Raw genomic sequence first — 23,504 nt, forward strand, 5'->3', positions numbered from 1 at the left:
CGTCCGCCGCGTTGTCGTCACTCGTCGACGCTCCGCGTCGGCTCCTTCCTCCGCCTCGCATCCGACGCACCGGGCCCCGCCCACCCGGGCTGACGAAGCACCGTGGGTCTCCTGCGACTTGGTCCGCCGGACAGGCGCTAGGACAGGGCCGTCAGCCCCGGCGTGAAGGTGATCAGCAGGGGGAGCAGCGGCACCAGCGCCGCCACGGTCGTCGTCAGGGCGCGGTGGCGGCGGCCGAGGCGGGGCGGGGGCTCCAGGAGGCGGTCGACGCGCTCGCCGAGCAGGCGGCGGCTGGAGGCGCAGGACAGGACTCCGCGGTGCTGGTTGAGCTCGATCAGCGCCAGGGCCGTGGTCAGGTGGCCGCAGCGGCGGGAGGCCGTGTCGTCGGCGGCCAGTTCGACCAGGCGGTGGGTCTGGTCGCAGAAGTGGGCGAACAGCGGGACCCCGGGGAAACCGGTGGCCAGCGCGGTGGAGAGGTGCAGCAGCCAGTCGTGACGGGCGCGGGCGTGGCCGCGCTCGTGGGTGAGGACGGCGTCGAGCTGGTGGTCGGTGAGGCGGTGCAGGGCGCCGGTGGTGACGATCAGCTGGGGCGGGTTGCCCGGCATCCACCAGGCGTCCGGGTACTCGTCCTCCAGGACCAGCAGCGGGCCGCGGGCCGCGGGGAGGCCGGCGGGCAGGTCGGGGGCGCGTTCGCGCAGGTGCGTCCGGGCCCGGGCGCGTCGCCGGCGGGCCTCGACCAGCTCGCGCCCGAGCATGGCCGTGGTCCAGGCGGCCCCGCAGGCCAGCAGCACGGTGAGGGCGACGGCCCAGGGCGGCGCGGCGGACAGGTCGTACGCGGCGGTCACCGCGGGCGGGGCCGGGGCGAAGAGCTGGGCGCGGACGGTGCCGAAGACGGCGGCGGCGCCCAGGGCGAGAGCCGTCAGGCAGCACAGCAGGACGGTGGCGACCAGGCACTGCCACACCCACAGGGCGACCACCGGTTCGCGTTCCGGCCACTTCGCCCGGGTCAGCGCACGGGGGACGGGCACGGCGGCCGTCACGGCGACAACGCTCAGCAGGAGCAGGCAGACGGTCATGCCACGGGCTCCGGGTCCTGTCGGAAGAGGGCGGCTTCGGGTCGTGCTGGGGTCGTGCGTGGAGCGGGGCCGGCACGGTGTGCGCGCGCACGCGCCCGCACCGCCCGACGGCAAGTATGACGGTGAAGGGCGGTGCGGGTCAGGAGCCGGTCGCGATCCGGCCGTCCGCCGTGACCGGGACGCCGCCCGGGGCCGCGGTCCCCGGCCCGCTCACGCGTCCTCCAGCAGGATGTCCGCCAGCGCCTCCGGCGCGGTGACCATGGCGTCGTGGCCCACGTCCAGTTCGGTGCTCCGCCAGCCGAACTCCTCGGCGAGCCGCGGGAACGGCATGGGGCCGCGGGGCGTGCAGAGCACCGCTCGGCACGGGACGGTGTCGACGGCCCCGGACAGCCGGGTGGGATCGGAGAAGGTCCGGCGGGGCTGGGGCGTCAGCCGGGGTGCGAGCCACGCGACCTGGTCCGGTCGTGTCACGCCGGCCACGGCGGGCGGGGCGGCCGGTACCGCCCCCTCCTCGGTCACCGAGTCGAGCCAGTCCAGCAGGGACCGCGGGGCCCGGTCCTCCAGCGACTCCCCGTCCCGGCCCGCCCAGGCGTCGACCATGACCAGGCGCGCGACGCGCTCGGGCACCCGGTCGGCCACCTCGCGCACGACGAGGCCGGCGTAGCTGTGCCCGACGAGTACGACGTCCCGGAGGTCCTCGTACCGCAACAGGCCCAGGACGTCGTCCACGTGGGTCCGCAGGCCGATGGCGGGCGTGAACAGGTGGGCGCGCTCCCCGAGCCCCGTCAGGGTCGGGGTGAACACCTCGTGGCCGGCGGCGCGGATCCGGGCGGACACGGACCGCCAGCACCAGCCGCCGTGCCAGGCTCCGTGGACGCACACGTACGTCGTCATCACACCGCTCCCCCCGCGCGGGGGCGGCAGGGCTCCGCGGCCGCCGCGGTGCCGGCGCGGCCCCCGGCCGCCGCGCGGGGCCGTGGGACGCCGGCCGGTGGGGTGCGTTCCTCGAGCACGTTCTTCTCCCGACGGGTGCGGTGTCCACGTGGTGCGGGGCCAGGGCCGGTCCGCTCAGGCCGGTCCGGCGACATCGAGCACGATCTTGCCGGTGGTGCGGCCCCGGGCTATCAGGCGGTGCGCCTCCGCGGCCCGGGCCAGGGGGAACTCCTCGTCGACGTGCACGTCGAGCCGCCCCTGCCGGACGAGGCCGGTGAGCGCCTCGAGGCCCGCCGCGTCGGGGTCGACGAGGTACCCGCGGGCGCGCACCCCGAGTTCGGCGGCGCGCTCGTACAGGCCGGGGGTCCAGGCGGCCTGCCCGCTGACGAGGATCCCGCCCGGCCGCAGGCACGCGAGGGCCTCGAGCCCGGGCCGGCCGCCGAACATCTGGATGACGACGTCCACGTCCCGCACCGCGGCGGACACGTCCGTGGTGGTGTAGTCGACCGTCTCGTCGGCGCCCAGGCCGGCCAGGAACGCGTGCTTGGCCGCGCGGGCGGTGCCGATGACGTGGGCGCCGAGGGCCTTGGCGATCTGGACGGCCAGGTGGCCCACGCCGCCCGCCGCTCCCGCGACGAGGACCCGCTGCCCCGGTTGGACGTGGGCCACCTCGGTGAGCATCTGCCACGCCGTCAGTCCGGCCAGGGGCAGCGCGGCGGCCTCGGTGAAGCTCAGCTCGTCCGGCATGCGGGCGAAGTGGCGGGCCGGCGCGGTGACGTACTCGGCGTAGGCGCCGGCCGCCCGCGGGAACCAGGGCATCCCCAGCACACGGTCGCCGGCCTGGAAGCGGGTCGTCCCGTAGCCGACCTCCTCCACCACTCCGGCGACGTCCCAGCCGTTGACGAACGGCAGGTCCAGGACGCGGTTGTAGGCGACGCCCCGGCGCGTGTGGACGTCCACCGGGTTGACCCCGGCCGCGACCACCTTGACCAGCACCTCGCCGAACACCGGCGCGGGCGTTTCCGTCTCGACCAGCTCCATGGTCTCGGTGCCGCCCCACTCGGTCTGCCGTATCGCGCGCATGCTCGACCCCTCCGCCCCTCTGCGCCCGGGCTTCCCTGCTCCGAATTTACATACCGACAGTATGTATGTAAATAGTCGGGCGGAGGGTGGCGAGGTCCGTACGGGGAGCGGCTAGTCCTGGTGCGCGCAGCCCGGCGCGGAGCGGCCGGCCGCTCCGGCGAGCAGCAGACCCAGCTGCGTCAGCGTGTCCCGCAGCGCGGTGTCCTGGTCCTCCGCGCGCGCGATGTCCAGGGCGCTCTCGCAGATCGCCCCGTACAGCAGCGAGGTGAGCGGGGCCAGCGGGCGGGCGGGGATGCAGCCCGCCTCGACGGCGATGGCCAGCCCGCTCCGCATCTGCTCCCTGCAGCCGGCCTGGACGTCCCGCATGGCGTTCCAGTCGAGCGCACCCGGCGCCTCGACCAGGGTGATCCGGCGCGTGGCGGGCTCGAGGGACGCCTCGAGGAGGGCCTCGCACCCCGCGAACATCCCGTCCCACGGGTCCCGCCGCGTCCGGAACGCCCGCCGGACGACGGCGGCCAGCTCCTTCTGCTCCACCGTGTAGACCTCGCGGAAGATCTGCTCCTTGTTGCTGAAGTGGTGGTAGAACGCGCCTCGCGTCACTCCGGCCCGGTCGCAGATCGCGCCCAGCGAGGTGGCCGCGAACCCGTGCTCGACGAAGAGCTCACGAGCCGCCGAGATGAGGGCGTCCGTGGTCGCCCTCGTGCGTTCCTGCTGGCTCCGCCGTGAGCCCGCCCTGGTGGCCACTTCCTCGTCCCCTCTCGGTCCGCGCGGCACGGAAACATACATGGTGCGCACACTCCGGCCGGCGGCGCACGGGAGCCGGGCGGCCGGGACGCCCGCGAGGGGGTGGTCGTGCGCCGCGGCCCGCTCGGCGGCGGACGCGGCCGGCGCGACGCCGCCCGCAGCGCCGCGCGTTCCGCCGGCGGGCGGATGCCGGTCCGTGCGGTCTCCCGCGGCACCGCCCCGCGTCCGGGCGCGGGAATCCCGCCCGCGGGTCACCCGCTCACCCCGCGGACGGAGAACGGCCGGCCCGGTGTCACCCCCGCGACGCCGGACCGCGCCCTGCGTGCGGTTCCCGCTCGACCCCGGGGACCACCCGTCCCGTGACCTCGCCGAGGCCCACGCGGGCGCCGTCCGGGCCCGGGGCCCAGGCCGTCAGGGTCACGACGTCGCCGTCCTCCAGGAACGTCCGCTTGCCGTCGGGGAGTTCGAGGGGGTCGCGGCCGTTCCAGGTCAGTTCGAGGAGTGAGCCGCGCTCCCGCTCGGCGGGACCGCTCACCGTGCCGGAGCCGTACAGGTCGCCGGTGCGCAGCGAGGCGCCGTTGACGGTCATGTGGGCGAGCTGCTGGGCGGCCGTCCAGTACATGGTGGAGAAGGGGGGCTCGGAGACGACGTGGCCGTTGACCGCGACGGAGATCCGCAGGTCGTAGCCGCCGGGCTCCTCGTCCGCGTCGTCCAGGTAGGGCAGCAGCTCGTGGGTGCGCTCCGGCGGCGCCACGCGGGCCTCCTCCAGGGCGTCCAGCGGGGTGATCCAGGCCGACACCGAGGTGGCGAAGGACTTGCCGAGGAACGGGCCGAGGGGGACGTACTCCCAGGCCTGGACGTCGCGCGCGGACCAGTCGTTGAGGAGGCAGAGGCCGAAGACGTGGTCGCGGAAGCCGCCGAGCGGCACCGGCCGGCCCAGCTCGGACGGCACGCCGACGACGAAGCCGACCTCGGCCTCGATGTCCAGCCGGACGGACGGGCCGAAGACCGGTGCGGGGTCGGTGGGCGCCTTGCGCTGCCCCGAGGGGCGCACGACGTCGGTGCCGGACACCACGACCGTGCCGGAGCGGCCGTGGTAACCGATCGGCAGGTGCTTCCAGTTGGGGGTCAGGGAGTCGGGCGCGTCGGGGCGGAACATCCGGCCGACGTTCCGGGCGTGGTTCTCGGAGGCGTAGAAGTCGACGTAGTCCGCGACCTCGAAGGGGAGGTGCAGGGTCACCTCGGACAGCGGGTGGAACAAGGGCTCGACGGTCTCCCGGTGCGCCGGGACGGTCACCCACGCCGTGAGCGCCCGCCGCACGTCCGACCAGGCCGTGCGGCCCGCCGCCAGCAGCGGGTTCAGGGTCGGGCGGGCGAGCAGGGAGGCGTAGGGGGAGCCGAGGGCGTGGGCCGCCGCACCGGCGTCGAGGACGTGGTCGCCGAGCCGGACACCCACGGTCCGCTCCGACGAGCCGGGGGGCGAGAACACGCCGTACGGCAGGTTGTGCGGGCCGAAGGGGTCGCCCTCGGGGACATCGAAGGGGGGCATCGGGTGCTGCCTCTCTTTCGTGTGCGCAGGTGCTCCACGTGTCCGTGGCCGTGCCACACGTTACGGGTGACACGGCGGTCTTGGGCAGAGGCGGCGTGGTGGTCCGGGGGCGGAAGGGGCCGGTGGGCGGGGCGCACGACGCCGGGAGGGTCCGTGCGCGGCTTCCTCCCGCGTACCGGAAGTCATCCACAGGACCCGAGGCAATCTTGACGGAGTGGTGCGAACGGGGCGACTCTGGGCGGGTGCCGGAAGGCCTCGGGGAGGGGGCGTTCCCGATGGCACACAGGGGGGACGGATGGCCATGGGGGAGGCCGGTCCGGGTCCGGTGCGCTCCGGCTCGCAGCCGAGAAGGCTGGAGGAGACGATGCGCGGCCGGCTCGGCCGGGAATGCGTGTACGTGCCGTCGTGCAGGCTCGGGTTGTTCGTGGCGCTGCGCCACTGGTGCCCTCCGGGCGGCCGGGTGTTGATGTCGCCGGTCAACGACGACGTCATCTTCTTCGTCGTGCTGGCCGCGGGGCTGCGTCCGGTGCAGGCGCCGCTGAACCCGCTCGACGCGTCCATCGACGTCGGCGCCGTGCCCGACGACGTGTGGGGATCGCTCTGCGCCGTGCTGACGACGAACCTGTACGGCAACCCGGACCCGGCGCCGGAACTGCGGGCGCGCTGCGACGCGTCGGGCATCCCGTTGCTGGAGGACGCGGCGCACGCCATCGGCAGCGAGGTCGGCGGCCGGCCGGTCGGGGCCTGGGGCGACGCATCCGTCTTCAGCCTTTCCAAGCACGCCGGCGCGCAGGCGGGGGGCATCCTGTCGGTCGCCGACCCGGACCTGCGCGCGGCGCTGCGGGAGGCCTGCGACCAGCTCCTCACCCCGCGCCGGGCGGCTTCCGAACTCGCCTACGCCGTACGGCCGTACGCCGAGGCCGCCGTGCGGGGGCTGGGACTGCGGCGGGCCGCCCGGGCCGCGATGCGGCTGCTGGGGCTCGCGGAGCGCGACGGGATCAGGATGCCGTTGCGCCCGGACGCGCTGTCCCGCGCCGCCGGCCCGGCCCCGGACCTGGCCGCGCACGATCCCTGGGTCCGCGTCGACATGCACACCTACCGCCTGGAGTCCGGCCCGTTGCGGCTGCGGCGGATCCGGCGCCGGCTCGGGCGGCTGGACGAGGTGCTGGAGGCGTACCGGGAGGGCACCGAGCTGCTGCTGGCGACGCGGTGGGCCCGGCCGCGTGACGGGAGCGGGGCGCAGCCGTTGTTCCGGGTGCCGCTGCTCGTGGCGGACCGGGACGCGGCGATCGCGGCACTGGCCCGGCGCGGGATCGTCGTGGGCTACCTCTACGACCCGCCCCTCGACGACTACGCGGGGGAGGCCTTCACGGACCTGTCGCCCGCTCCCGGGGCCGCGCGCTGGTTCGCGCGGCACGCGCTGCCGGTGGATCCGCTGCGGGCACGGGAGGCCGTCGACGTGCTGGAGCGGTCCGGGGCGCGGCCGGCCGAGCCGCCGAAGGCCCTGACGCGGCGGAGCGCCCCGCCGCCGGACCGGGCGCGGGACCCGGCACCGGGCGGGGGGAGCGGTCCGGCACCGGGCGGGAGGAGCGGTCCGGCGCGACCGGGGACGGCGAAGGAGCGGGGAACGTCTCGTGGCTGAGATCCAGGTGCACGAGCCCGCCGCGGCGCACGCCGACGGCGGTCTCCCGCCCGCCGGGAACAAGGCCGGTTCCGACTCCCTGTTCAAGAACGCCTACTTCCTGATGCTCAGCACGGGCGTGTCCGCCGTCCTCGGTCTGGGGTTCTGGCTCGTGGCCGCCCGCTACTACTCGGAGGAGGCCGTCGGGCAGGGCTCCGCGGCGATCGCCGCGATGCGGCTGCTCGCCAGCATCACGGCGACCACGATGATCGGCGCCGTGGTCCGCTTCGTACCGCGCGCGGGCCGCGAGACGGGACGCCTGGTGTGGGGCGTGTACGGGGCGAGTTCGCTGGTCGTCGCCCTGGCCGCGGGCGTCTTCCTGCTCACGCTCGACCGGTGGGGCGCGTCGTACGCCCCCCTCGGCGCCCCGGCGGCGGGGGCGGTGTTCGTCGCCGCGTGTGTGGCGTGGGCGCTGCTCACGCTGCAGGACGGGGTGCTGACGGGGCTGCGCAAGGCCGAGTGGGTGCCGGCCGGCAACGCCGTGTTCTCGGTCGGGAAGCTGGTCCTGCTGGCCGCCTTCGCGAGCGCGCTGCCGGTGCTGGGCATCTTCGTGTCGTGGGCGGTGGCGATCGCGTTCTCCACGCTGCCGCTCGGCTGGCTGATCTTCCGCAGGCTCATCCCGCGCCAGGCCGCCGCCGACCGCGACCTGGAACCGCCCGCGCTGCGGGAGATGGGGCGGTTCCTGGCCGGCGACTCGCTCGGCGCGCTGTTCAGCCTGGCGATGATCAACCTGCTGCCGGTGATGGTCGCGGTCAGCTTCAGCGCCGCGGAGAACGGCTACTTCTACGTGGCGTACACCGTCGGCGGCACCATGGAGTTCATGGCCATCAACATGGCCTCGTCGCTCACCGCCCACGCCTCGCACGACCCGCGCCAGCTCGCGGACGGGGTGCGCGGGGCGCTGCGCCGGATGACGCTGCTGCTGGTGCCGGTGGTGCTGGTGCTGGTCGTCTTCGCACCGCAGATCCTCACCCCCTTCAGCCCGGACTACGCCGAGCACGGCTCCACCGTGCTGCGGCTGCTCGCGCTCGGGGCACTGCCCAGGGTCGTGGTGGAGCTGTACATCGGGGTGCTGCGGGTCCAGGGCCGCACCGGTGTGCTCGCCGTGCTCCAGGGGGCCATGTGCGTGCTGGTGCTGGGCAGCGCGGCCGTGCTGTTCACCCCGGCCGGGATCGCGGGCGCCGGGTGGGCGGTGCTGGTCAGCATGACGCTGATCGCGGCCGTCTCGGTGTTCGGGCTGCGCTCGGCGCTGCGCCACGACGACGCCCCGCCCGCCGACCGGACCGTCACCCCGCCCTACGGCACCCGCTGGGCGAGGCTGAACGCCACCGCCGGGTACGGCACGAGCTGGGCGCGCCGGGCGGCCCACGAGCGCGAGGGCCCCGGGGAGGACGGCGAGGACGGCGAGGACACGGCCACGCTGTTCATCGGCCGCCCCGGCTACGAACGGGAGTCCCTCCAGGCGGACACGCTGGCGTTCATCGTGCGGCCGCACGCGCCGGACGCGCGGGAGGACGGGGCCGGAGGGACGGGGCCGGCCGAGCGGGAGGGCGAGCGGGAGGAGCCGGTCCCGGGGGAGACCGCGGCCCCGTGGGGGACACCGGGCGAGGCCGGGGAGCCGGTCGTGCGGGAGGAGCCGCACGCCCGGCGGGAGGCGGACCGGCCGTCCCGGAATGTCGTTCCGCACCCCGTCCGGCCCGCCGGCGTCTCGTCGTGGGCCGCCGGACCGTCCCCCGCCGGCCCGGCACCGCCCGACGAGGATCCCGACCGCCGTCTCAGGGGTGTCCTCTGGGCCCTGCTCGGCCTCGCGACCCTCGTCTTCTGGGCGTCGACGCACGGGCTCCCCTGGTCCGGGGGGTCCGGCGGTACCGCGCTCACCGGGCGTCAGCTGCTGGACGGGCTGCCGCTGCCCGCGCGCGCCGCAGGAGGGCTGCTGCTCCTCGTCTTCGTCGCCTCGGTGACGTTGTGCGGACGACCGCACCCCTGGCTCTCCGGCACCGCCCTGGGGTCCGCCCTCGTCGCCCTGCACGCCGGGCCCGCCGCCCTCGGGTGGGAACCCGGTCCGGTGGACGGGGCGTTGTACTCCGCGGCGGCCGGGTTCCTCACGGAGGCGCTCGGACTCGACGGGCCCGACCCGCTGCTGCGGTGGGCGCCTGCGGTCCTCCAGCTGCTGTGTCTGGTCCCGCTGGGCCTGCTGCTCGCCCGCGTGGGCGGGCGGCCGACGTGGCCGTGGCGCTGGGGGGTCCTGTATCTCGTGGCGGTGGGCGGCTGGGTGTGGCGGCAGGAGCTCGCCCCGGTCGCGCCGCCGCTGTTCGCCGGGCTCGTCGGGCTCGTCCTGCTCGGCCACGCCTCGTCGGCGCTGAGGCGCGCGCACCGCGGACGACGCGACGGCCCGTCCGGCCACTGACCGGCCCGGAACCGGGCCACCGGAGGAAATCGTCGGCCGCACGGCCCGGCCGTCCGGGACAACCGGGCCGTGCGACCCGGCCGGAGGAGCCGGGCGGGCCGCGGGGCGTCCCCCGGTCCCCCGGGTGCTCCGCGGGACGCCCCCGGGCCGGAAGCCGTACCGGGGCGGGGACCGGGCGCCGTCAGCGCGGCGGCACGGGCTGGTGGAAGTACCCGTTCCTCCCCGCTTCCCGGTAGCCCTCGAGCCCGGGGCCGTCGTTGACGGTCAGGTCGCACTCGGGCTTCTCGGAGGTGGGCCGGTTCCAGTGCACCAGGGCCCTCACCTCCGGCAGCTCCTTCACGGCGGCGGGGATCCGGGTGTACCAGTCGCGCTGGCGCAGCGGGTCGTCGGCGTCGGGCGCGGTGGCGAACTCCGCGAGCATCACCGGCTTGTCGTCGGTGATGTTCGCGCGCAGCCAGTCGTAGCCGGGCTTCTGGCTGCGCAGGAAGTCCTTCCAGTCGGTGGTGCCGTGGCACCGGTAGTAGTTGTACTGGTCCATGGCGATCCAGTCGACGTACTCGTCCCCGGGGTAGAGCGCCTTCATCTCGTCGGCGCTGCCGAGGTAGCCGGAGACGGTCCAGACCCACACCACGTTGTCGGCGCCCAGTTCACGGAACCGGTCGTGGAGGTGGCGGTACGCGGCGACGAACTCCTCCGGGGTGCCGGCGCCCTCCTTGATGCGGGCGTCGGTCTCCTGGTCGAAGGAGAGGAAGACCCGCTTGCCGTAGGCCTTGACGCGCCGGATCTGCGGGTCGAGGACCTCCTCGTCGTACTTCCCGGAGGCGATGTTCTTCCAGCCGAGCTGGGTCTCCGTCCAGTTCTCGTGGTGCGGCTCGGTCCACACGGTGGACTCCCAGGCCAGCATGAGCAGCCGGTCCTCGCCGAGCTCCTGCTCGTCGGGGGTGAGCAGCTGCCCGTCGAGCTCGGTGCCCGACATGTCGTGGTAGTTGTAGACGAGGTCGAGCCTGCGGCCGATCCTCTTCTCGAAGCCGAGCACGGCGTCCTCGAGCGAGCCGTTCCCTGCGTACGGCACGTAGGCGCCCCACCAGGCTCCGCAGGGCGGAACGAGCGTGTCGGTGGGCGCGCAGGGACCGGTGGGCATCTCGCCGGAGGCCGCGTTGCGGGGGACGGCGTCCCCCGAGGGCTCCGGGTCGTCGGAGCGGCCGGCCCAGATGCCGAGCCCGGCGAGCAGCGCGGCCACCGCCACCAGGACGACGGCCGTGTAGCCGCGCCTGGCGGAGCGCCCCGGGTCCGTCGCCCCGCGCCCCCCGGACGGCTTGTGCGACTCCGTCATGCGCCACCACCGCCGGAGGACCTGCGCCGGACCGGTTCGACCGCGTCGCGCCGCGCGGCGGGCAGCGCCAGCCCCGGCAGGGCGGCGGTGACCGTGGTGAAGGCGGCGAGCGAGACGAGGAAGGCGGTCGCCGAGAAGCCCTCCACCAGGAACAGCGAGGTGGCGGTGAGCACGCCGAGCGACAGGCTGACGGGCGCGACGAGCGCGACGGCCTCCAGCCTGGCGCCGGGGGCGAGTCCGCCCGGCTGCGGGTACAGCACCGCGCAGCCCGGGCCGGACAGGACGAAGAGCAGCGCCGGGATCCAGCGCAGCGCGGAGGGGCCGGGTACGGCGGTGGCGGCCAGCGCGAGCCAGCCCGAGGCCGCGAGGAGGACTCTGAGGTGCGTCGGGGTGACCCTGGTGCCCGTGGTGTCCTCGGCCTCGTCGGTGTCGGCGATGTCCTCGGGGTCTGCGGTGTTCATGGCCTGACCTTCGTCGTCACTTCGATCACCTTGTGGTCGTTCAGCGGGCGGCCGGGCGGTACTCCAGGACGATGCCGTAGGGATGGCTCTCGACGGTCCGGAAGAGCGGCGAGGCGGACAGCTTCGAACGCAGCGTCGCGAAACCGCCGGCCGGCAGCAGGCCCTCTCCGGCGGTGTAGATGTCCTGGGTGCGGGTGAGGACGACGTACGTCCTGGTGCGCGGCGGGATCCCGTCGGCGAGGTAACCGGCCGGGTCCTTCAGCATCTTCTCGTTCTCGGGCAGCTCCTGTTCGGCGAAGAACCAGTGCTCGAGGCGGTCGTAGCGGTGGAGCGCCTGCGGGAAGGACCCGCTGGTGGCGAGGATCAGCGAGCCGTCGGGTGCGTCGTCGAGGGCCCGGGTGACCAGCGCGGTCTCCTCGGGGGGCGTGTAGTACATCTTCTCCTTGCCGTAGTACGACGGCAGGAAGCCGGCCGTCAGCGCCAGCAGGACGGCCGGCAGGGCGAGGGCCGCGGCCCTGCGCCGCAGTGCCCTCGCCCGGCTGCGGTGGGTGCCCGCGACGGCCGGCACGAGCGCCGCGGCGGCGAAGAAGGCGGCGCCGGGCAGTCCGAACAGGTAGACGCGGAAGAGCATTTCGCCGCCGTAGTCGTTGACGGCGAACAGCGGGACCGGGGCGGCGGAGACCAGCAGCAGCGGCAGCGCGCTGCGGGTCAGCCGGCGCCGCAGCACGACGGCGGCCCCGGCGAGGGCGGCGACCGCGAGCACCATCAGCACGTTGGCGGTGCCGGCGAGTTCGGGACCGGGGCCGGTCAACTGCCCCGCGTAGCCCGCGCGGGAGTTCTGCGTCAGCTCACCGACCGACTCCTTGAGGGTGGAGAGCGTCTCGACGAACAGCGGACGCCCCATGGTCAGGTCCCAGGTGAGCATCAGCAGCGCGGTGACGGCCAGCAGCCCGTGGTTGCGGTAGCGGCGGGTGAGGTTGAGCCCGAGCAGGCAGATGCAGAGCATCACCGGGGTGAGCTGGTGCGTGGCGTTGACGGCGGCGATCAGCGGGGCGAGCATCACCACGCAGACCGCGCGCTGCCTGTTGCCCGTGGGCGGCGGCACGGCGGCGGCCGCCGGGTCGAGGAGGGCGCGGTCGCGCAGCCGCCCCGCGGAGCCGGGGCGCACGAAGTGCCGCAGCACCACCGCGATGACCGTCAGGTGCAGCAGGTACGCGAGACCTTGCGGTGCGAAGTAGTCCTGGCCCACCCAGTTGGCGAGCTGGAAGATCCACACGGCGGTCCACACCAGCCGCCAGTCGTGGCAGAAGGTGCGGTAGACCAGGACCAGCACCGGCATCATGAGCAGGCCGAGGACGACCGGCGCCCAGTTGGCGTACGCGGCGGCGCTCTCCACCCCGAAGGCGCGCACCAGGCCCGCGTTGAGCGTGAAGAAGCCGGGCCACTGTTCGTACGCGGACATGTTGCCCGACAGCGCCGCGCCCGGCCGCAGCTCACCGTTGGCGAGCAGCGTGTCGACGACGGCGTCGTGCTTGGAGGCCCACGGGTAGCGCACCGCGTCGTACAGCACCGCCGGCGGTGCCTTGAGCGCGAACAGCAGCGCGGCGCAGTGCGCCGCCGGCCACCAGGGCGCGGTGCCCGCGCGCCGCAGACTGAGCACGAACCCGGCGGTGAGGACCAGCAACGAGAGGTGGTAGGTGGCCGGGAGGCGGTCCAGCAGACCGTAGTCGCCCATCTCCCGGAAGCCGATGCGGGGCAGCGCGTGGACCCACAGCCCGGCGGCGAGCAGCAGGGTCAGCAGGCCGGTGTCGGGCGGGCGGCGCGGGATCCACCGGGACCCGCGGGCACCGTCGGTGGTCCGCCCCGCGTCCCCCGGGCCGGCGACGGGGCCGGAGGCGGGCAGCACGCTGCTCTCAGCGGTCGGTACGGGCACATGTTGCTGCACGCCGAGGCTCCCCTCCCCCAGACCGAGTATAGGAATTACCTTCGTTTTTCACATCAAAAACGTCGGACTCGTGGCCGAAGGGACCGTTGTCCGCCATCCCGGCTCAACCGGCGAAGACGGGCCCGCGCACGACGGCGCGGGCCCGGCGGTACCAGCGCCAGGCGATCGTCCTCGGCCCGTCGTGGTACGGGGCGACCCGCGCGCCGTCGCCCGCCAGCCAGGCCCGCACGTCGGCGAGGGTGTGGCCGCGGCGGACGATGAGGCGGGCGATGCGGTACCGCTCGTCCCGGTCCGAGCTGAGCGCGTGCCGGACGGCGGTCGCCGTCTCGTACCCGGCGCGGGCGGCCATGGCCCGTACCCGGGGGCTGTTGTAGCCGTGCGGGTAGGCGAGGTGGGGGACGGGATGGCCGAGGACGTCCTCCAACGCGGCCTTGGAGTCGAGCAGTTCGGCGCGCAGCCGCTCGGCGGTCAGCGTGTCCAGCTGGGCGTGGGTGACGGTGTGGCTGCCGATCTCCATGCCGGAACGTTCCAGCTCGGCCACCCGGCCCAGGGTCATCATCGGGGCGGGCGGCAGCAGGCTGCGGCCGCCCGGGGCGATGGCGCCGGTGGTGAGGTACGCGGTGGCCGGCAGCGCGCGCTCGGCCAGTGCCTGCGCGGTGGGCCCGGGCAGGTCGGCGAAGCCGTCGTCGAACGTGAGCAGCACCGGCCGGGGCGGCAGGGGCGCGCGCCCGGCGAGGTGGTCGGCGAGGGCGCCGATGGTGACGGGCGTGCGCCCGCTGTCCACGACGGCGTCGAGATGCGCCGCGAACTGGCGCGGCGCGACGGTGAACTCGGCGATCCAGTCCGGCGGGTCGTCCATCACGGCGTGGTAGAGGAACACCGGGATCGCCGGGCTCCCGGGCCGCTCCGCGCCGTCGTGGGCGTCCCTCCGGGCGCCGCTCCGGGCGCCCCTTTGCGTGTCCCTCCGTGTGCCTCTCCGCGCGCCGTCCCGTGCGCCGTCCGCCACCGGTCTCCGCGCCGACGCCGTCATCTCGTCCCCCTCCCCGCGGCCCCCCGCAGCGCCCTGCGCGCCCGCAGGTAGCCGACCGGCCCGTACGCCATCCCCCTGCGCTGCAGACGCGACAGCCGGCGCGGCCACGGATGGGTGCGGGTGTCGTGGGAGCCGGGGGTGCCGCCCCCGTCCGTCTCGCGCACGGCCGTCAGGGCGCGGGCGTGGGACAGTCCGCGCGGCAGCCGGGCGAGGAAGGCCGGCAGCAGGGCGGGCCGGTTGACCAGGATCGCGGTGAGGTAGGCGGTGAGGCCGGCGCCGTAGCCGTAGGCCTGGGTCTCCAGGTCGGCCCAGGTCTCCCGGTGGTGGTGCCAGACCAGCGCGTGCGGGGTGTAGCGCAGCCGGTGCCCCTGCGCGAGGACGCGCACGAAACCGTAGAGGTCGTCGCCGCCCCGGGCGGGCGTTCCCGCGCCGGTGGCCGGGTCGAAGCCGCCGACGCCGCGCAGCACGTCCGTGCGGAAGGCCATGTTCGCGCCGGAGCCGAACCGGCCCGCGGTGAAGGGGAACAGCGGCTCGTCAGCGGGCGGGTGCTGCGGGTCGTACGTCGTCGGAGTGAAACCCTTGGCGAAGCCGCCGTGGCTCTCCAGCAGGACCTGGGCCGGGGTGCGCAGTCGGGCGGGCAGGATGAGGCCGGTGGCGCAGCCGAGCCGGGGGTCGGCGGCGAAGGGCGCGGTCAGCTCGGTGAGCCAGCGGGGATCGGCGACCACGTCGTCGTCGGTGAACGCGGTCACCTCGCCCCGGGCCGCGGCGAGCCCCGTGTTGTGGGCGGTCGCCAGCCCGGGGACCGGCTCGCGCACGTACCGCACGCGCTCCCCGTACTTCCGCTGCACCAGCTCGCGCGTCTCGTCCGTGACGGGCGCGTTGTCGACGACGACGATCTCGAAGTCCGGGTGGTCCTGCGCGAGGAGCGAGTCCAGCGCGCGGGCGAGCTGCCCGGCCCGCTCCCGGGTGGCCACGACGACGCTGCTGTACGGCGGCGCCCCGGCGGGCGGGGCCTGTCCGGGGCCCCCCGCCGCGTCCTTCGCGCCCAGGCTCCGGGCGGCCTCCGTCAGCACCGCCTTCGGGTCCGCCCCCTCCGGCACCCGCGCCGACAGCGTGCCCACCGGCCGGCCCGCCCGTCTGACCAGGAGGAACACCTCGCCGTGGGTCACCGGGGGACTGCCCGGCCCGGGTCTCAGGACGGCCTCGTCACCGGCCAGGTCCACTTCGGCGACCTGGACCGCGCCGATGGCCAGGAACCGCCGTATCTCCTCCCGCGTACGCGCACGCGTACCCGCTCCTCGGGACATGGGCCCTCCCCCCTCCTCACGACCGGCGCAGCCGTGCCGCGCCCTTCAGGGTCCGCGACGCCAGCGACGCGAGGCGCGGGCGGGCGCGGACGAAGCCGTGCGCGCGGCGCGCGGGCTCGCGGCTCAGCCAGTGCAGCGCGGCGCCCGTCCCCGGACGCGTCGCCGCTCCCTCGTAGACGGCGAGTTCGCCGGTCTTCAGCGAGTCCTTGTACTCGGCCGGGCCGCGCCCCAGGTCGAGCGTCCCGATGCCCTCGGCGGCCGCCGCCTCGGCCATCCGCAGGTGCAGCACCAGCCCGGGCGAGTACTTGGCGAACTCCGGGTCGTACGCCGGGAACCAGCAGGCCAGGACGGAGGCCGAGCGCAGGCCGAAGTGCGCGGCGACGGGGCGGTCGCCGGCGTACAGGACCGACAGCGTGCCCGTGCACTGCGGGGCCCGGGTCCCGGCGAGGCGGTCCACGAGCCGGGTGATCCACTCCCGCGCGAACCGGTCACGCCGCCCGGTCCTGCGGTACTGCGCCGACTTCCAGTCCATCAGCGTGCGCAGTGCGGCCGGGTCGCGTTCGTCGAAGACGAACCGCACGGGCCCGACCTGGCGGCCGAGCCTGCGCTCCTTGGCGAGGGTGGTCCTCAGGAACTTCGGCGACTGGGTGCGCAGCACCGACTCGTAGGTCTCGTAGCCCTTCTCCACGTCGATGACGTAGGTGGCGTGCTCCTCGGCCGCGTACGGCACGAACAGCTCCTGGCCGGCCTCCAGGTTGTCGAAGGCGAAGCTCGACACCGAGCAGGCCCGCAGCAGTTCGCCCGTCTGCGGGGCGTGGCCGGGGTCGAGGACCGCGCCCTGGCAGTCCGACACCCCGAACCCGATGGCCCGGCCCTGCCCCCACGCGCCCCGCTCGTAGGGCAGGAAGCCCGCCGGCCGCGCTCCGGCGTACAGCACCGCGACCCTGGCCTGCGGCCGGACCCGGCCCACTGCGGTGGTGAACTCCGGTTCCATGAAGGGGTTGCGCGGTGCGTCCGTCGCGGCGCGCAGTTCCCGCCAGCGCTCCCGCTCCCCCTCGCCGAGCTCGTCGGGCCTCAGCACGCGCATGCGTCCACTGCTCACCTGACCCCCCGATCAAGTCCCCCCTGGACACTTGGAAGGTACCGCCCGAGAGCGCATGGACGGTAGAGAGCGGAGCATGTTGTTGCCAAACGGGCAGAGGCCCTCAACCGGTCGGTACCCGGCGCGGTGAGGAGGACCGGCTCGTTGTCCGTATTCTCTGATCATGGCCGCACCCACCGCATTCTCACTCATCGCCACCGACCTGGACGGGACGCTGCTGCGCGGCGACGACACCCTCTCCGACCGGTCCCTCGCCGCGCTCGCGCGCGTGGAGCGGGCCGGTGCCCGGCACCTCGTGGTGACGGGACGCCCGGCCCCCAGGGTGCGGCCGCTCCTGGACGACCTCGGCGGCACGGGGCTCGCGGTGTGCGGGCAGGGCGCGCAGGTGTACGACGCCGGCGCGGACCGGCTGCTGTGGTCCGTCACGCTGGACCGGGAACTGGCGGAGACCGCGCTCGGCAAGATCGAGGCCGAGGTGGGCGAGGTGTACGCCGCGGTCGACCAGGACGGCGTCGACGGGCTGACCCTGATCGAGCCCGGCTACCTGATGCCGCACCCCACCCTCCCCGCCGTGCGGGTCGAGCGGCGCGGTGACCTGTGGGACCGGCCGATCAGCAAGGTGCTGCTGCGCCACCCGGAGCTGTCGGACGACGCCCTGGCGGCGGCGGCCCGTTCGGTGGTCGGTTCGCTGGCCACGGTCACCATGTCGGGGCCGGGGACCGTGGAGCTCCAGCCGTGCGGGGTCACCAAGGCGACCGGGCTGGCGCTGGCCGCCGAACACCTGGGGCTGGGCCCGGAGCGGACCCTCGCCTTCGGTGACATGCCGAACGACATCCCGATGTTCGACTGGGCCGCGCACGGCGTCGCCATGGCCAACGCCCATCCCGAGCTGAAGGCGGTGGCCGACGAGGTCACCACGTCGAACGAGGACGACGGCGTGGCCGTCGTCCTCGAGCGACTGTTCGGCGGGGCGGCCGTGCTGGGCCGTCAGCGGACGGCTCAGTACGCGCCGAAGACGTTGTCGATCGAGCCGTAGCGGTCGGCGGCGTAGTTGCAGGCCGCCGTGATGTTCGCGACCGGGTCGAACGGGTCGAAGGCGGTGCCGGGCACGTGGTACGCCTGGAAGGTCGGGTCGATGACCTGCAGCAGGCCCTTCGACGGGGTGCCCGCGGCGGCGTTGGAGTCCCAGTTGTTGACGGCGGCCGGGTTGCCGGAGGACTCGCGCATGACGTTGCGGTGGATGCCCTCGTAGGAGCCCGGGATGCCGTGCTGCGCCATGACCGACAGCGACTCGCGGATCCAGCCGTCGAGGTTGTCCGGGTAGGTCGTCGTGGAGGCGGCGGCCGTGGTGGACGGCGTGGTGGCCGCGGAGGCGCTGGTCGCGCCGAACAGCGGGAGGGCGACCACGGCGACACCGGTGCCGGCGACGGCGAGGGAGCGGGCGAGGCGGCGGCCGCCGAAGCGGCGGGGCTGACCGGATGCAGGCATGTCTGGGTTCCTCTCCTACGCCTGCGAGGTGAGCTGTCGGGTTCGGGCGGGAGAGTGCCCGGCCGTGCCCCTGCGGGCACGGCTTCACCCCGAGCCGTTCCGGCGTGTGGCCGGCCCGGCGACTTACCTGGGTCCCCCGCTCCTGCCGTGCGTGAGTGAGTCGTCGTGGGTCGATGCGGGTGGCGGCAGGATTCGGCGTCCACCCGGCAGGCCGGGAACGTATGCGAGAGCACATGTCGGAAACAAGTGCAGCCGCCACAGATGGGGCCGTTTGATCTTGTCATGGGTGTTTTGGGGTGCTTGGTTCTTTGCGAGTGCCAAGGCTCAACTCGCCTGCGGGGAAAGGGAGAACGCCGGTGCGCCGGAGCGGCGGGCGGGCGGGCGGCGCGTGACCGACCTCACTGGCCGTGCGTTCGGTCCGCATTTCACGCCAAAGGGAATCCGATTGACAATTACCGCGAATCGGACAGTGGGACGACAGGATGGTCGGGATGGCGAGTGCGGCGAGGTGCGATCCGGGGGGTGCGGCCCCGCAGGTGTGGATCGTCACACCCCGGAAAACCGATGGATGTCTGTTGTCGTCGAACGATCAGAAACCGACGGCTCCGATCTCGCGCCGTCCGACTCGAGGGCGCCTCCAGGTCGAGCGAAGTTCGAGACCGGGAGACCCGGGCGCTGACGGTGATCGAAACGTGACCGGATACGCTGACTCGAGTGAGGGCAGCGACCTATCGACAAACCGTGTAACCGCCACCAGACACCAGCAGACAGGAGACCCCTCGTGACCGTCGTCGGGCCGTTCGGGCTGAGCGTGCGGGACCAGGCTCTGGAAGCCGATGTCCAGGCCGGATTGACGGCTGTCGAGGAGGGGCTGCTCGAGGCCACCAAGAGCGAGGTGCCCTTCATCACGGGGGCCGCCCAGCATCTGGTGCGGGCCGGCGGCAAGCGGTTCCGCCCGCTGCTCGTGATGCTCTCCGCCCAGTTCGGCGACCCCTACGCGCCCGGTGTCGTGCCGTCGGCCGTGGTCGTGGAGCTGACCCACCTGGCCACGCTGTACCACGACGACGTCATGGACGAGGCCGAGGTGCGGCGCGGCGTGGCCAGTGCGAACACCCGCTGGGGCAACTCCGTCGCGGTCCTCACCGGCGACTTCCTCTTCGCGCGGGCCTCGCACATCCTGGCCGACCTCGGCCCGGAGGCGGTGCGGGTGCAGGCCGAGGCGTTCGAGCGGCTGGTCACCGGGCAGATCCTGGAGACCGCGGGGCCGCAGGACGGCCGGGACCCGGTCGAGCACTACCTGGACGTGCTCGGCGGCAAGACCGGCTCGCTGGTCGCGGTCTCCTGCCGGTTCGGCGCGATGATGTCCGGCGCCGACGAAACGGTCGTGCACGTGCTCACCCAGTACGGCGAGCGGCTCGGCGTCGCCTTCCAGCTCGCCGACGACGTCCTGGACATCGCCTCCGACTCCCACGAGTCCGGCAAGACCCCCGGCACGGACCTGCGCGAGGGCATCGCCACGCTGCCCGTGCTGCGGCTGCGCGAGCGGGCGGCCCGGCTGGGGCTGGCCGAGGACATCGCCCTGTGCGAGCTGCTCGACTCCGACCTCACCGACGACGCCCGGCACGCCGAGGCGCTGCGGCTGCTGCGCGCCCACCCCGCCCTGGAGCAGGCCCGCCGGGACACCGTGCGCTACGCCGAGGAGGCCCGCTCGGCCCTGGCCCCGCTGCCGGAGTGCGACGCGAAGGCGGCGCTGGTGGAGCTGTGCGACGCGGTGGTGCACCGGGCGGGCTGAGCCGCCCGGCCCGTACGCACGCCGCGTCCCCTCCGGGCCGGCCGCGTCCCCTCGGGGCCCCGGCCGCACCGTTACTGGTCGGCCGCACCCCTACTGGTCGGGGGAGGAAAACACCGGTCGTGTCATACCGCAGCAGTACGCGGAGTTGAGCCCGCGGTCTGACGCATCCCTCCGCCGGTTTTGGTCAGATGGAGCACGACGGACATCACCACTCCTCACCGATTCGGGTGAGAATGGCGGCTCAGGGGGAGACTGGTGCGAGGACACGAGACGGAAGCCGCCGCCGACCACGGAGGTAGGGCACACATGGCACCGTACGCATCCGACGACATGACGGCCCCGGGAGAGGCCGACGGGCCGCGCGCGAGGCGGCGCAGGGCCGCGCGGTACGTCGTCCCGGTCACGGTGATGGGAGTGGCGGCCGCGACCATCGGGCTCGTCCCCGCGATCGCCGACTCCGGCGACCCGGACCTGCCGGAGATCACGGCGGCTCAGCTCATCGAGAAGATCGCGCAGTCGGACGTCGAGCAGCTCTCCGGCACCGTGAAGATCACCACCGACCTCGGCCTGCCGGACCTCGGCGGCCTGGAGAGCGGCCTCGCCTCCGGCGCGACGGAGCGGGGCGGGGACGGCGGCTCCTCGGCCGACCCGTCCGCCAAGCTCACCGAGCTGGCCTCCGGCACGCACACCCTGCGCGTCGCGACCGACGGCCCGGACCGGCAGAAGCTGTCGCTCCTGGAGAACGCCGCCGAGTACAGCCTGATCCACAACGGCGAGGACGTCTGGGGCTACGACAGCGAGTCCAACGAGGTCTACCACGGCACGGTCGACGCGTCCGGCGAGGACCGGGAGCAGCAGCCCCCGGCCACCCCCGAGGACTTCGCCGAGGAGGCGCTGAAGTCGGTCGACGACACCACGTCCGTGACCGTCGACGGCACCGCCCAGGTGGCCGGCCGGGACGCGTACAGGCTGGTCGTCAAGCCCAAGCAGTCCGGCTCCACGGTCGGCGCGATCAGCATCGCGGTCGACCACGAGACGGGCATGCCGCTGAAGTTCACGCTCACCCCGGCGAGCGGCGGCGCCGCCGTCGTGGACGTCGGCTTCACCCAGGTCGACTTCGACAAGCCGGCCGCCTCCACGTTCGAGTTCACCCCGCCCGAGGGCGCCGAGGTGACCGAGGAGGGGGAACCGGACCGGGCCCGCGAGCACTCCGGGAAGCCCGAGGGCGCCCCGAAGTCCGGGGAGGACCTGGCCGAGGGCCTCGGCGGACCGAAGATGCTCGGCGAGGGCTGGAACTCCGTCGCCGTCTTCGACACCGGCGAGGAGGGCGGCCTGCCCACCGGTGAGGCCGGCGGTGACCTCGGCGGCTTCCTCGACTCGCTCGGCGACCGCGTCGAGGGCGACTTCGGCACCGGCACGGTGTTCAGCACCCGCCTGGTCAACGCCCTGATCACCGAGGACGGCAAGGTCTACGCGGGCGCCGTCACCAAGGACGCGCTGGTGAAGGCGGCCAACCAGGGGAAGTAAGGTCCCGGGACCTTACGGCACGGCAGGGAACGGGGGAGTCGATGGGCGAGGCGTCCGCCACGGAGCCGGAGCGGGCCGACGCGGGACACGGCGCGCGCGTGGGTGGGGGCGCGCACGTGGGTGACGGCGCTCGGGCGGGTGACGGCGTCATCGTCACCCGCGCGCTCACCAAGCGCTACCGCGGCGGACAGCTCGCCGTCGACGGTCTCGACCTGACCGTCCCGGCGGGCAGCGTCTTCGGCTTCCTCGGCCCCAACGGCTCCGGCAAGACGACCACCATCCGCATGCTGATGGGCCTGATCGAGCCGACCTCCGGCACGGCGCACGTCCTGGGGCGTCCCATGCCGCGCTCCGCGCGCGCCGTGCTGCCCCGTGTCGGCGCCCTCATCGAGGGCCCGGCCCTGTACGGCTTCCTCTCCGGCCGGGACAACCTCCTGCGTTACGACGCCGCCGACCCGACCGCGGATCCCCGCACCCGGCGCACCCGCGTCGCCGCCGCCCTGGACCGGGTGGGCCTCACGGCCGCGGCCGGCAAGAAGGCCAAGGCGTACTCCCTCGGCATGAAGCAGCGCCTCGGCCTCGCGGCGGCCCTGCTCCAGCCGCGCCGGCTGCTCGTCCTGGACGAGCCCACCAACGGTCTGGACCCGCAGGGCATGCGGGAGATCCGCACCCTGGTCCGCGAGCTGGCCTCGGACGGCACCACCGTCTTCCTCTCCTCCCACCTGCTCGACGAGATCGAGCAGGTGTGCACGCACGCCGCCGTGATGGCCCGGGGCCGGCTGATCACCCAGGGGCCGGTCGCCGACCTGGCCGCGGGTGCCCGGGGCCGGCTGGTGGTGACCACGCCGGACCCGGCGGACGCGGCCCGGGTGCTGAAGGAGCAGGGGGTCGCCGACGTCGTCGTGGCCGAGGAACGGGTGACCGGCGAGGTGCCCGCGCGCGACCTCGCCGAGGTGAACGCGGCACTGGTCACCGCCGGGGTCCGGGTGCGGGGCTTCGGTGTGGAACGGGCCTCGCTGGAGGACGCGTTCGTGGCGCTGACCGGGGAGGGATTCGATGTCGCAGGCTGAGACGGTGCGGAGGGTGAGCCCGCTGTGGACCCTCGGTCTGTTCCGCAGCGAACTGCTCACCACCTTCCGGCGCTGGCGCACCCTGGCCCTGCTCGGGGTGCTGGCCGCCGTGCCGGTCCTGGTCGGCATCGCCGTGCGGATCGAGACCGGTGACGGACCGTCGGCCGGGGGAGGGGGCGGCGGACCGGCGTTCATCTCGCAGGTCACCAACAACGGCCTGTTCCTGGTCTTCACCGCGCTCGCCGCCACGCTGCCCTTCTTCCTGCCCATGGCGATCGGGGTCGTCGCGGGCGACGCCCTCGCCGGCGAGGCGAACGCCGGCACGCTGCGCTACCTCCTGGTCGCCCCCGCGGGCCGGAGCCGGCTGCTGCTCACCAAGTACGCGACGGTCATGGCCTTCTGTCTGGCCGCCACGCTGGTGGTCGCCGCCTCGGCCCTGGTCACCGGTGCGCTGCTGTTCCCGCTGGGCGACCTCACCACCATCTCGGGCACCCGGATCAGCTTCTCCGAGGGCCTGGCCAGGGCCCTGCTGATCGCCCTGGTCGTCGCCGTGTCCCTGATCGGGGTGGCGGCGCTCGGCCTGTTCGTCTCCACGCTGACCAACAGCGGCATCGCGGCGATGGCGACCACCGTCGGACTGCTGATCACGGTTCAGATCCTCGACCAGATCCCGCAGTTGCACGCCCTGCACCCCTACCTCTTCTCCCACTACTGGCTGTCCTTCGCCGACCTGATGCGCGAGCCGGTCTACTGGGACGACCTGACGAGGAACCTCGGCCTCCAGGCCCTGTACGCGGCGGTGTTCGGCTCGGCGGCGTGGGCGCGGTTCACGGCGAAGGACATCACCGCGTAGGGAAATGCGGTGGCCCGGGCGGGACCGGGCGTGTGATCGTGCCGCCCATGGGCAATTCACGGGCGTATCCCGTCTTCCGGACCACCGACGCGGCCGAGGCGTACCGGCAGGCCAAGCGGCTGT

The 23,504-nt window shown here is 74.3% G+C and carries 19 protein-coding genes and 1 riboswitch; of the genes, 7 read left to right on the plus strand and 12 right to left on the minus strand.

Translation table 11 applies throughout. The features are described from left to right. Positions 1 to 137: 137 nt before the first annotated feature. The 5 genes from GL259_RS22760 to fahA all read right to left on the minus strand — a co-directional run bounded on the left by GL259_RS22760 (position 138) and on the right by fahA (position 5,385). Positions 138 to 1,076, minus strand: coding sequence for a M56 family metallopeptidase (locus GL259_RS22760; RefSeq protein WP_159535204.1), 939 nt, complete (start codon positions 1,074 to 1,076; stop codon positions 138 to 140). A 210-nt stretch (positions 1,077 to 1,286) separates the two neighbouring features. Beyond that, positions 1,287 to 1,970: an alpha/beta hydrolase gene (locus GL259_RS22765; RefSeq protein WP_159535205.1), complete on the minus strand. Its 684-nt coding sequence runs from the start codon at positions 1,968 to 1,970 to the stop codon at positions 1,287 to 1,289. Positions 1,971 to 2,144: 174 nt separating this feature from the next. Further along, positions 2,145 to 3,092, minus strand: coding sequence for an NADP-dependent oxidoreductase (locus GL259_RS22770; RefSeq protein WP_159535206.1), 948 nt, complete (start codon positions 3,090 to 3,092; stop codon positions 2,145 to 2,147). Positions 3,093 to 3,203: 111 nt separating this feature from the next. Further along, entirely contained in the window at positions 3,204 to 3,836 is a 633-nt protein-coding gene (locus tag GL259_RS22775) for a TetR/AcrR family transcriptional regulator (RefSeq protein WP_243762364.1), read from the minus strand. A 292-nt stretch (positions 3,837 to 4,128) separates the two neighbouring features. Beyond that, positions 4,129 to 5,385, minus strand: a complete 1,257-nt coding sequence (gene fahA / locus GL259_RS22780; protein ID WP_159535208.1) for a fumarylacetoacetase — start codon at positions 5,383 to 5,385, stop codon at positions 4,129 to 4,131. A gap of 295 nt (positions 5,386 to 5,680) precedes the next feature. On the opposite strand from fahA, the gene GL259_RS22785 reads away from it, so the two are divergent. Both GL259_RS22785 and GL259_RS22790 read left to right on the plus strand, forming a co-directional pair. Further along, positions 5,681 to 7,027 (plus strand): DegT/DnrJ/EryC1/StrS family aminotransferase, encoded by a 1,347-nt coding sequence (locus GL259_RS22785; protein ID WP_159535209.1) that lies wholly within the window; start codon positions 5,681 to 5,683, stop codon positions 7,025 to 7,027. Beyond that, the gene (locus tag GL259_RS22790) at positions 7,020 to 9,473 is read left to right on the plus strand and encodes a lipopolysaccharide biosynthesis protein (RefSeq protein ID WP_159535210.1); all 2,454 of its coding nucleotides are present in this window, start codon (positions 7,020 to 7,022) and stop codon (positions 9,471 to 9,473) included. The genes GL259_RS22785 and GL259_RS22790 overlap by 8 nt, the downstream gene beginning before the upstream one ends. 181 nt (positions 9,474 to 9,654) lie before the next feature. Here GL259_RS22790 and GL259_RS22795 read toward each other — a convergent pair whose 3' ends face one another. The 6 genes from GL259_RS22795 to GL259_RS22820 all read right to left on the minus strand — a co-directional run bounded on the left by GL259_RS22795 (position 9,655) and on the right by GL259_RS22820 (position 16,636). Further along, entirely contained in the window at positions 9,655 to 10,806 is a 1,152-nt protein-coding gene (locus GL259_RS22795) for a glycosyl hydrolase (protein ID WP_159535211.1), read from the minus strand. Beyond that, positions 10,803 to 11,267: a hypothetical protein gene (locus tag GL259_RS22800; RefSeq protein WP_243762365.1), complete on the minus strand. Its 465-nt coding sequence runs from the start codon at positions 11,265 to 11,267 to the stop codon at positions 10,803 to 10,805. Before GL259_RS22800 ends, GL259_RS22795 begins: the two co-directional genes overlap by 4 nt. Positions 11,268 to 11,307: 40 nt before the next feature. Further along, positions 11,308 to 13,212 (minus strand): hypothetical protein, encoded by a 1,905-nt coding sequence (locus GL259_RS22805; RefSeq protein WP_159535212.1) that lies wholly within the window; start codon positions 13,210 to 13,212, stop codon positions 11,308 to 11,310. A gap of 103 nt (positions 13,213 to 13,315) precedes the next feature. Further along, on the minus strand, positions 13,316 to 14,071 hold the full coding sequence (locus GL259_RS22810) for a polysaccharide deacetylase family protein (RefSeq protein ID WP_243762366.1): 756 nt from the start codon (positions 14,069 to 14,071) through the stop codon (positions 13,316 to 13,318). A gap of 167 nt (positions 14,072 to 14,238) precedes the next feature. Then, on the minus strand, positions 14,239 to 15,549 hold the full coding sequence (locus tag GL259_RS22815) for a glycosyltransferase (protein WP_159535214.1): 1,311 nt from the start codon (positions 15,547 to 15,549) through the stop codon (positions 14,239 to 14,241). A gap of 16 nt (positions 15,550 to 15,565) precedes the next feature. Next, positions 15,566 to 16,636, minus strand: a complete 1,071-nt coding sequence (locus GL259_RS22820; RefSeq protein WP_159535215.1) for a GNAT family N-acetyltransferase — start codon at positions 16,634 to 16,636, stop codon at positions 15,566 to 15,568. 178 nt (positions 16,637 to 16,814) lie between these two features. Between GL259_RS22820 and GL259_RS22825 the strand changes: the two genes are divergently transcribed. Beyond that, positions 16,815 to 17,687, plus strand: a complete 873-nt coding sequence (locus GL259_RS22825; protein ID WP_159535216.1) for an HAD family hydrolase — start codon at positions 16,815 to 16,817, stop codon at positions 17,685 to 17,687. On the opposite strand, the gene GL259_RS22830 is transcribed toward GL259_RS22825, so the two are convergent. Further along, positions 17,651 to 18,139, minus strand: coding sequence for a transglycosylase SLT domain-containing protein (locus GL259_RS22830; protein WP_159535217.1), 489 nt, complete (start codon positions 18,137 to 18,139; stop codon positions 17,651 to 17,653). The genes GL259_RS22825 and GL259_RS22830 overlap by 37 nt on opposite strands. Positions 18,140 to 18,144: 5 nt before the next feature. Next, a riboswitch (cyclic di-AMP (ydaO/yuaA leader) is annotated at positions 18,145 to 18,315 on the minus strand. 605 nt (positions 18,316 to 18,920) lie between these two features. Between GL259_RS22830 and GL259_RS22835 the strand changes: the two genes are divergently transcribed. From GL259_RS22835 to GL259_RS22850, 4 genes are all read left to right on the plus strand, one after another. Then, the gene (locus GL259_RS22835; RefSeq protein WP_159535218.1) at positions 18,921 to 19,931 is read left to right on the plus strand and encodes a polyprenyl synthetase family protein; all 1,011 of its coding nucleotides are present in this window, start codon (positions 18,921 to 18,923) and stop codon (positions 19,929 to 19,931) included. Positions 19,932 to 20,237: 306 nt separating this feature from the next. Further along, a complete protein-coding gene (locus tag GL259_RS22840; protein ID WP_159535219.1) occupies positions 20,238 to 21,458 on the plus strand; it encodes a sigma-E factor regulatory protein RseB domain-containing protein in 1,221 nt (406 codons plus the stop codon). A gap of 41 nt (positions 21,459 to 21,499) precedes the next feature. Further along, the gene (locus tag GL259_RS22845) at positions 21,500 to 22,528 is read left to right on the plus strand and encodes an ABC transporter ATP-binding protein (protein ID WP_159535220.1); all 1,029 of its coding nucleotides are present in this window, start codon (positions 21,500 to 21,502) and stop codon (positions 22,526 to 22,528) included. Further along, positions 22,515 to 23,381: an ABC transporter permease gene (locus GL259_RS22850; protein ID WP_159535221.1), complete on the plus strand. Its 867-nt coding sequence runs from the start codon at positions 22,515 to 22,517 to the stop codon at positions 23,379 to 23,381. The genes GL259_RS22845 and GL259_RS22850 overlap by 14 nt, the downstream gene beginning before the upstream one ends. Positions 23,382 to 23,504: the final 123 nt, after the last annotated feature.

It is taken from the genome of Streptomyces sp. Tu 3180 (assembly GCF_009852415.1).
In the GTDB taxonomy this organism is placed as follows: domain Bacteria; phylum Actinomycetota; class Actinomycetes; order Streptomycetales; family Streptomycetaceae; genus Streptomyces.

Bases quoted from the DNA above. Each gene is read 5' to 3' on its own strand.
- GL259_RS22770 (WP_159535206.1), bottom strand. From the start codon at position 3,092: ATGCGCGCGATACGGCAGACCGAGTGGGGCGGCACCGAGACCATGGAG.
- GL259_RS22765 (WP_159535205.1), bottom strand. From the start codon at position 1,970: ATGACGACGTACGTGTGCGTCCACGGAGCCTGGCACGGCGGCTGGTGC.
- GL259_RS22830 (WP_159535217.1), bottom strand. From the start codon at position 18,139: ATGCCTGCATCCGGTCAGCCCCGCCGCTTCGGCGGCCGCCGCCTCGCC.
- fahA (WP_159535208.1), bottom strand. From the start codon at position 5,385: ATGCCCCCCTTCGATGTCCCCGAGGGCGACCCCTTCGGCCCGCACAAC.
- GL259_RS22795 (WP_159535211.1), bottom strand. From the start codon at position 10,806: ATGACGGAGTCGCACAAGCCGTCCGGGGGGCGCGGGGCGACGGACCCG.
- GL259_RS22840 (WP_159535219.1), top strand. From the start codon at position 20,238: ATGGCACCGTACGCATCCGACGACATGACGGCCCCGGGAGAGGCCGAC.
- GL259_RS22815 (WP_159535214.1), bottom strand. From the start codon at position 15,549: ATGTCCCGAGGAGCGGGTACGCGTGCGCGTACGCGGGAGGAGATACGG.
- GL259_RS22810 (WP_243762366.1), bottom strand. From the start codon at position 14,071: ATGGACGACCCGCCGGACTGGATCGCCGAGTTCACCGTCGCGCCGCGC.
- GL259_RS22825 (WP_159535216.1), top strand. From the start codon at position 16,815: ATGGCCGCACCCACCGCATTCTCACTCATCGCCACCGACCTGGACGGG.
- GL259_RS22760 (WP_159535204.1), bottom strand. From the start codon at position 1,076: ATGACCGTCTGCCTGCTCCTGCTGAGCGTTGTCGCCGTGACGGCCGCC.
- GL259_RS22800 (WP_243762365.1), bottom strand. From the start codon at position 11,267: ATGAACACCGCAGACCCCGAGGACATCGCCGACACCGACGAGGCCGAG.
- GL259_RS22845 (WP_159535220.1), top strand. From the start codon at position 21,500: ATGGGCGAGGCGTCCGCCACGGAGCCGGAGCGGGCCGACGCGGGACAC.
- GL259_RS22820 (WP_159535215.1), bottom strand. From the start codon at position 16,636: ATGCGCGTGCTGAGGCCCGACGAGCTCGGCGAGGGGGAGCGGGAGCGC.
- GL259_RS22850 (WP_159535221.1), top strand. From the start codon at position 22,515: ATGTCGCAGGCTGAGACGGTGCGGAGGGTGAGCCCGCTGTGGACCCTC.
- GL259_RS22785 (WP_159535209.1), top strand. From the start codon at position 5,681: ATGGCCATGGGGGAGGCCGGTCCGGGTCCGGTGCGCTCCGGCTCGCAG.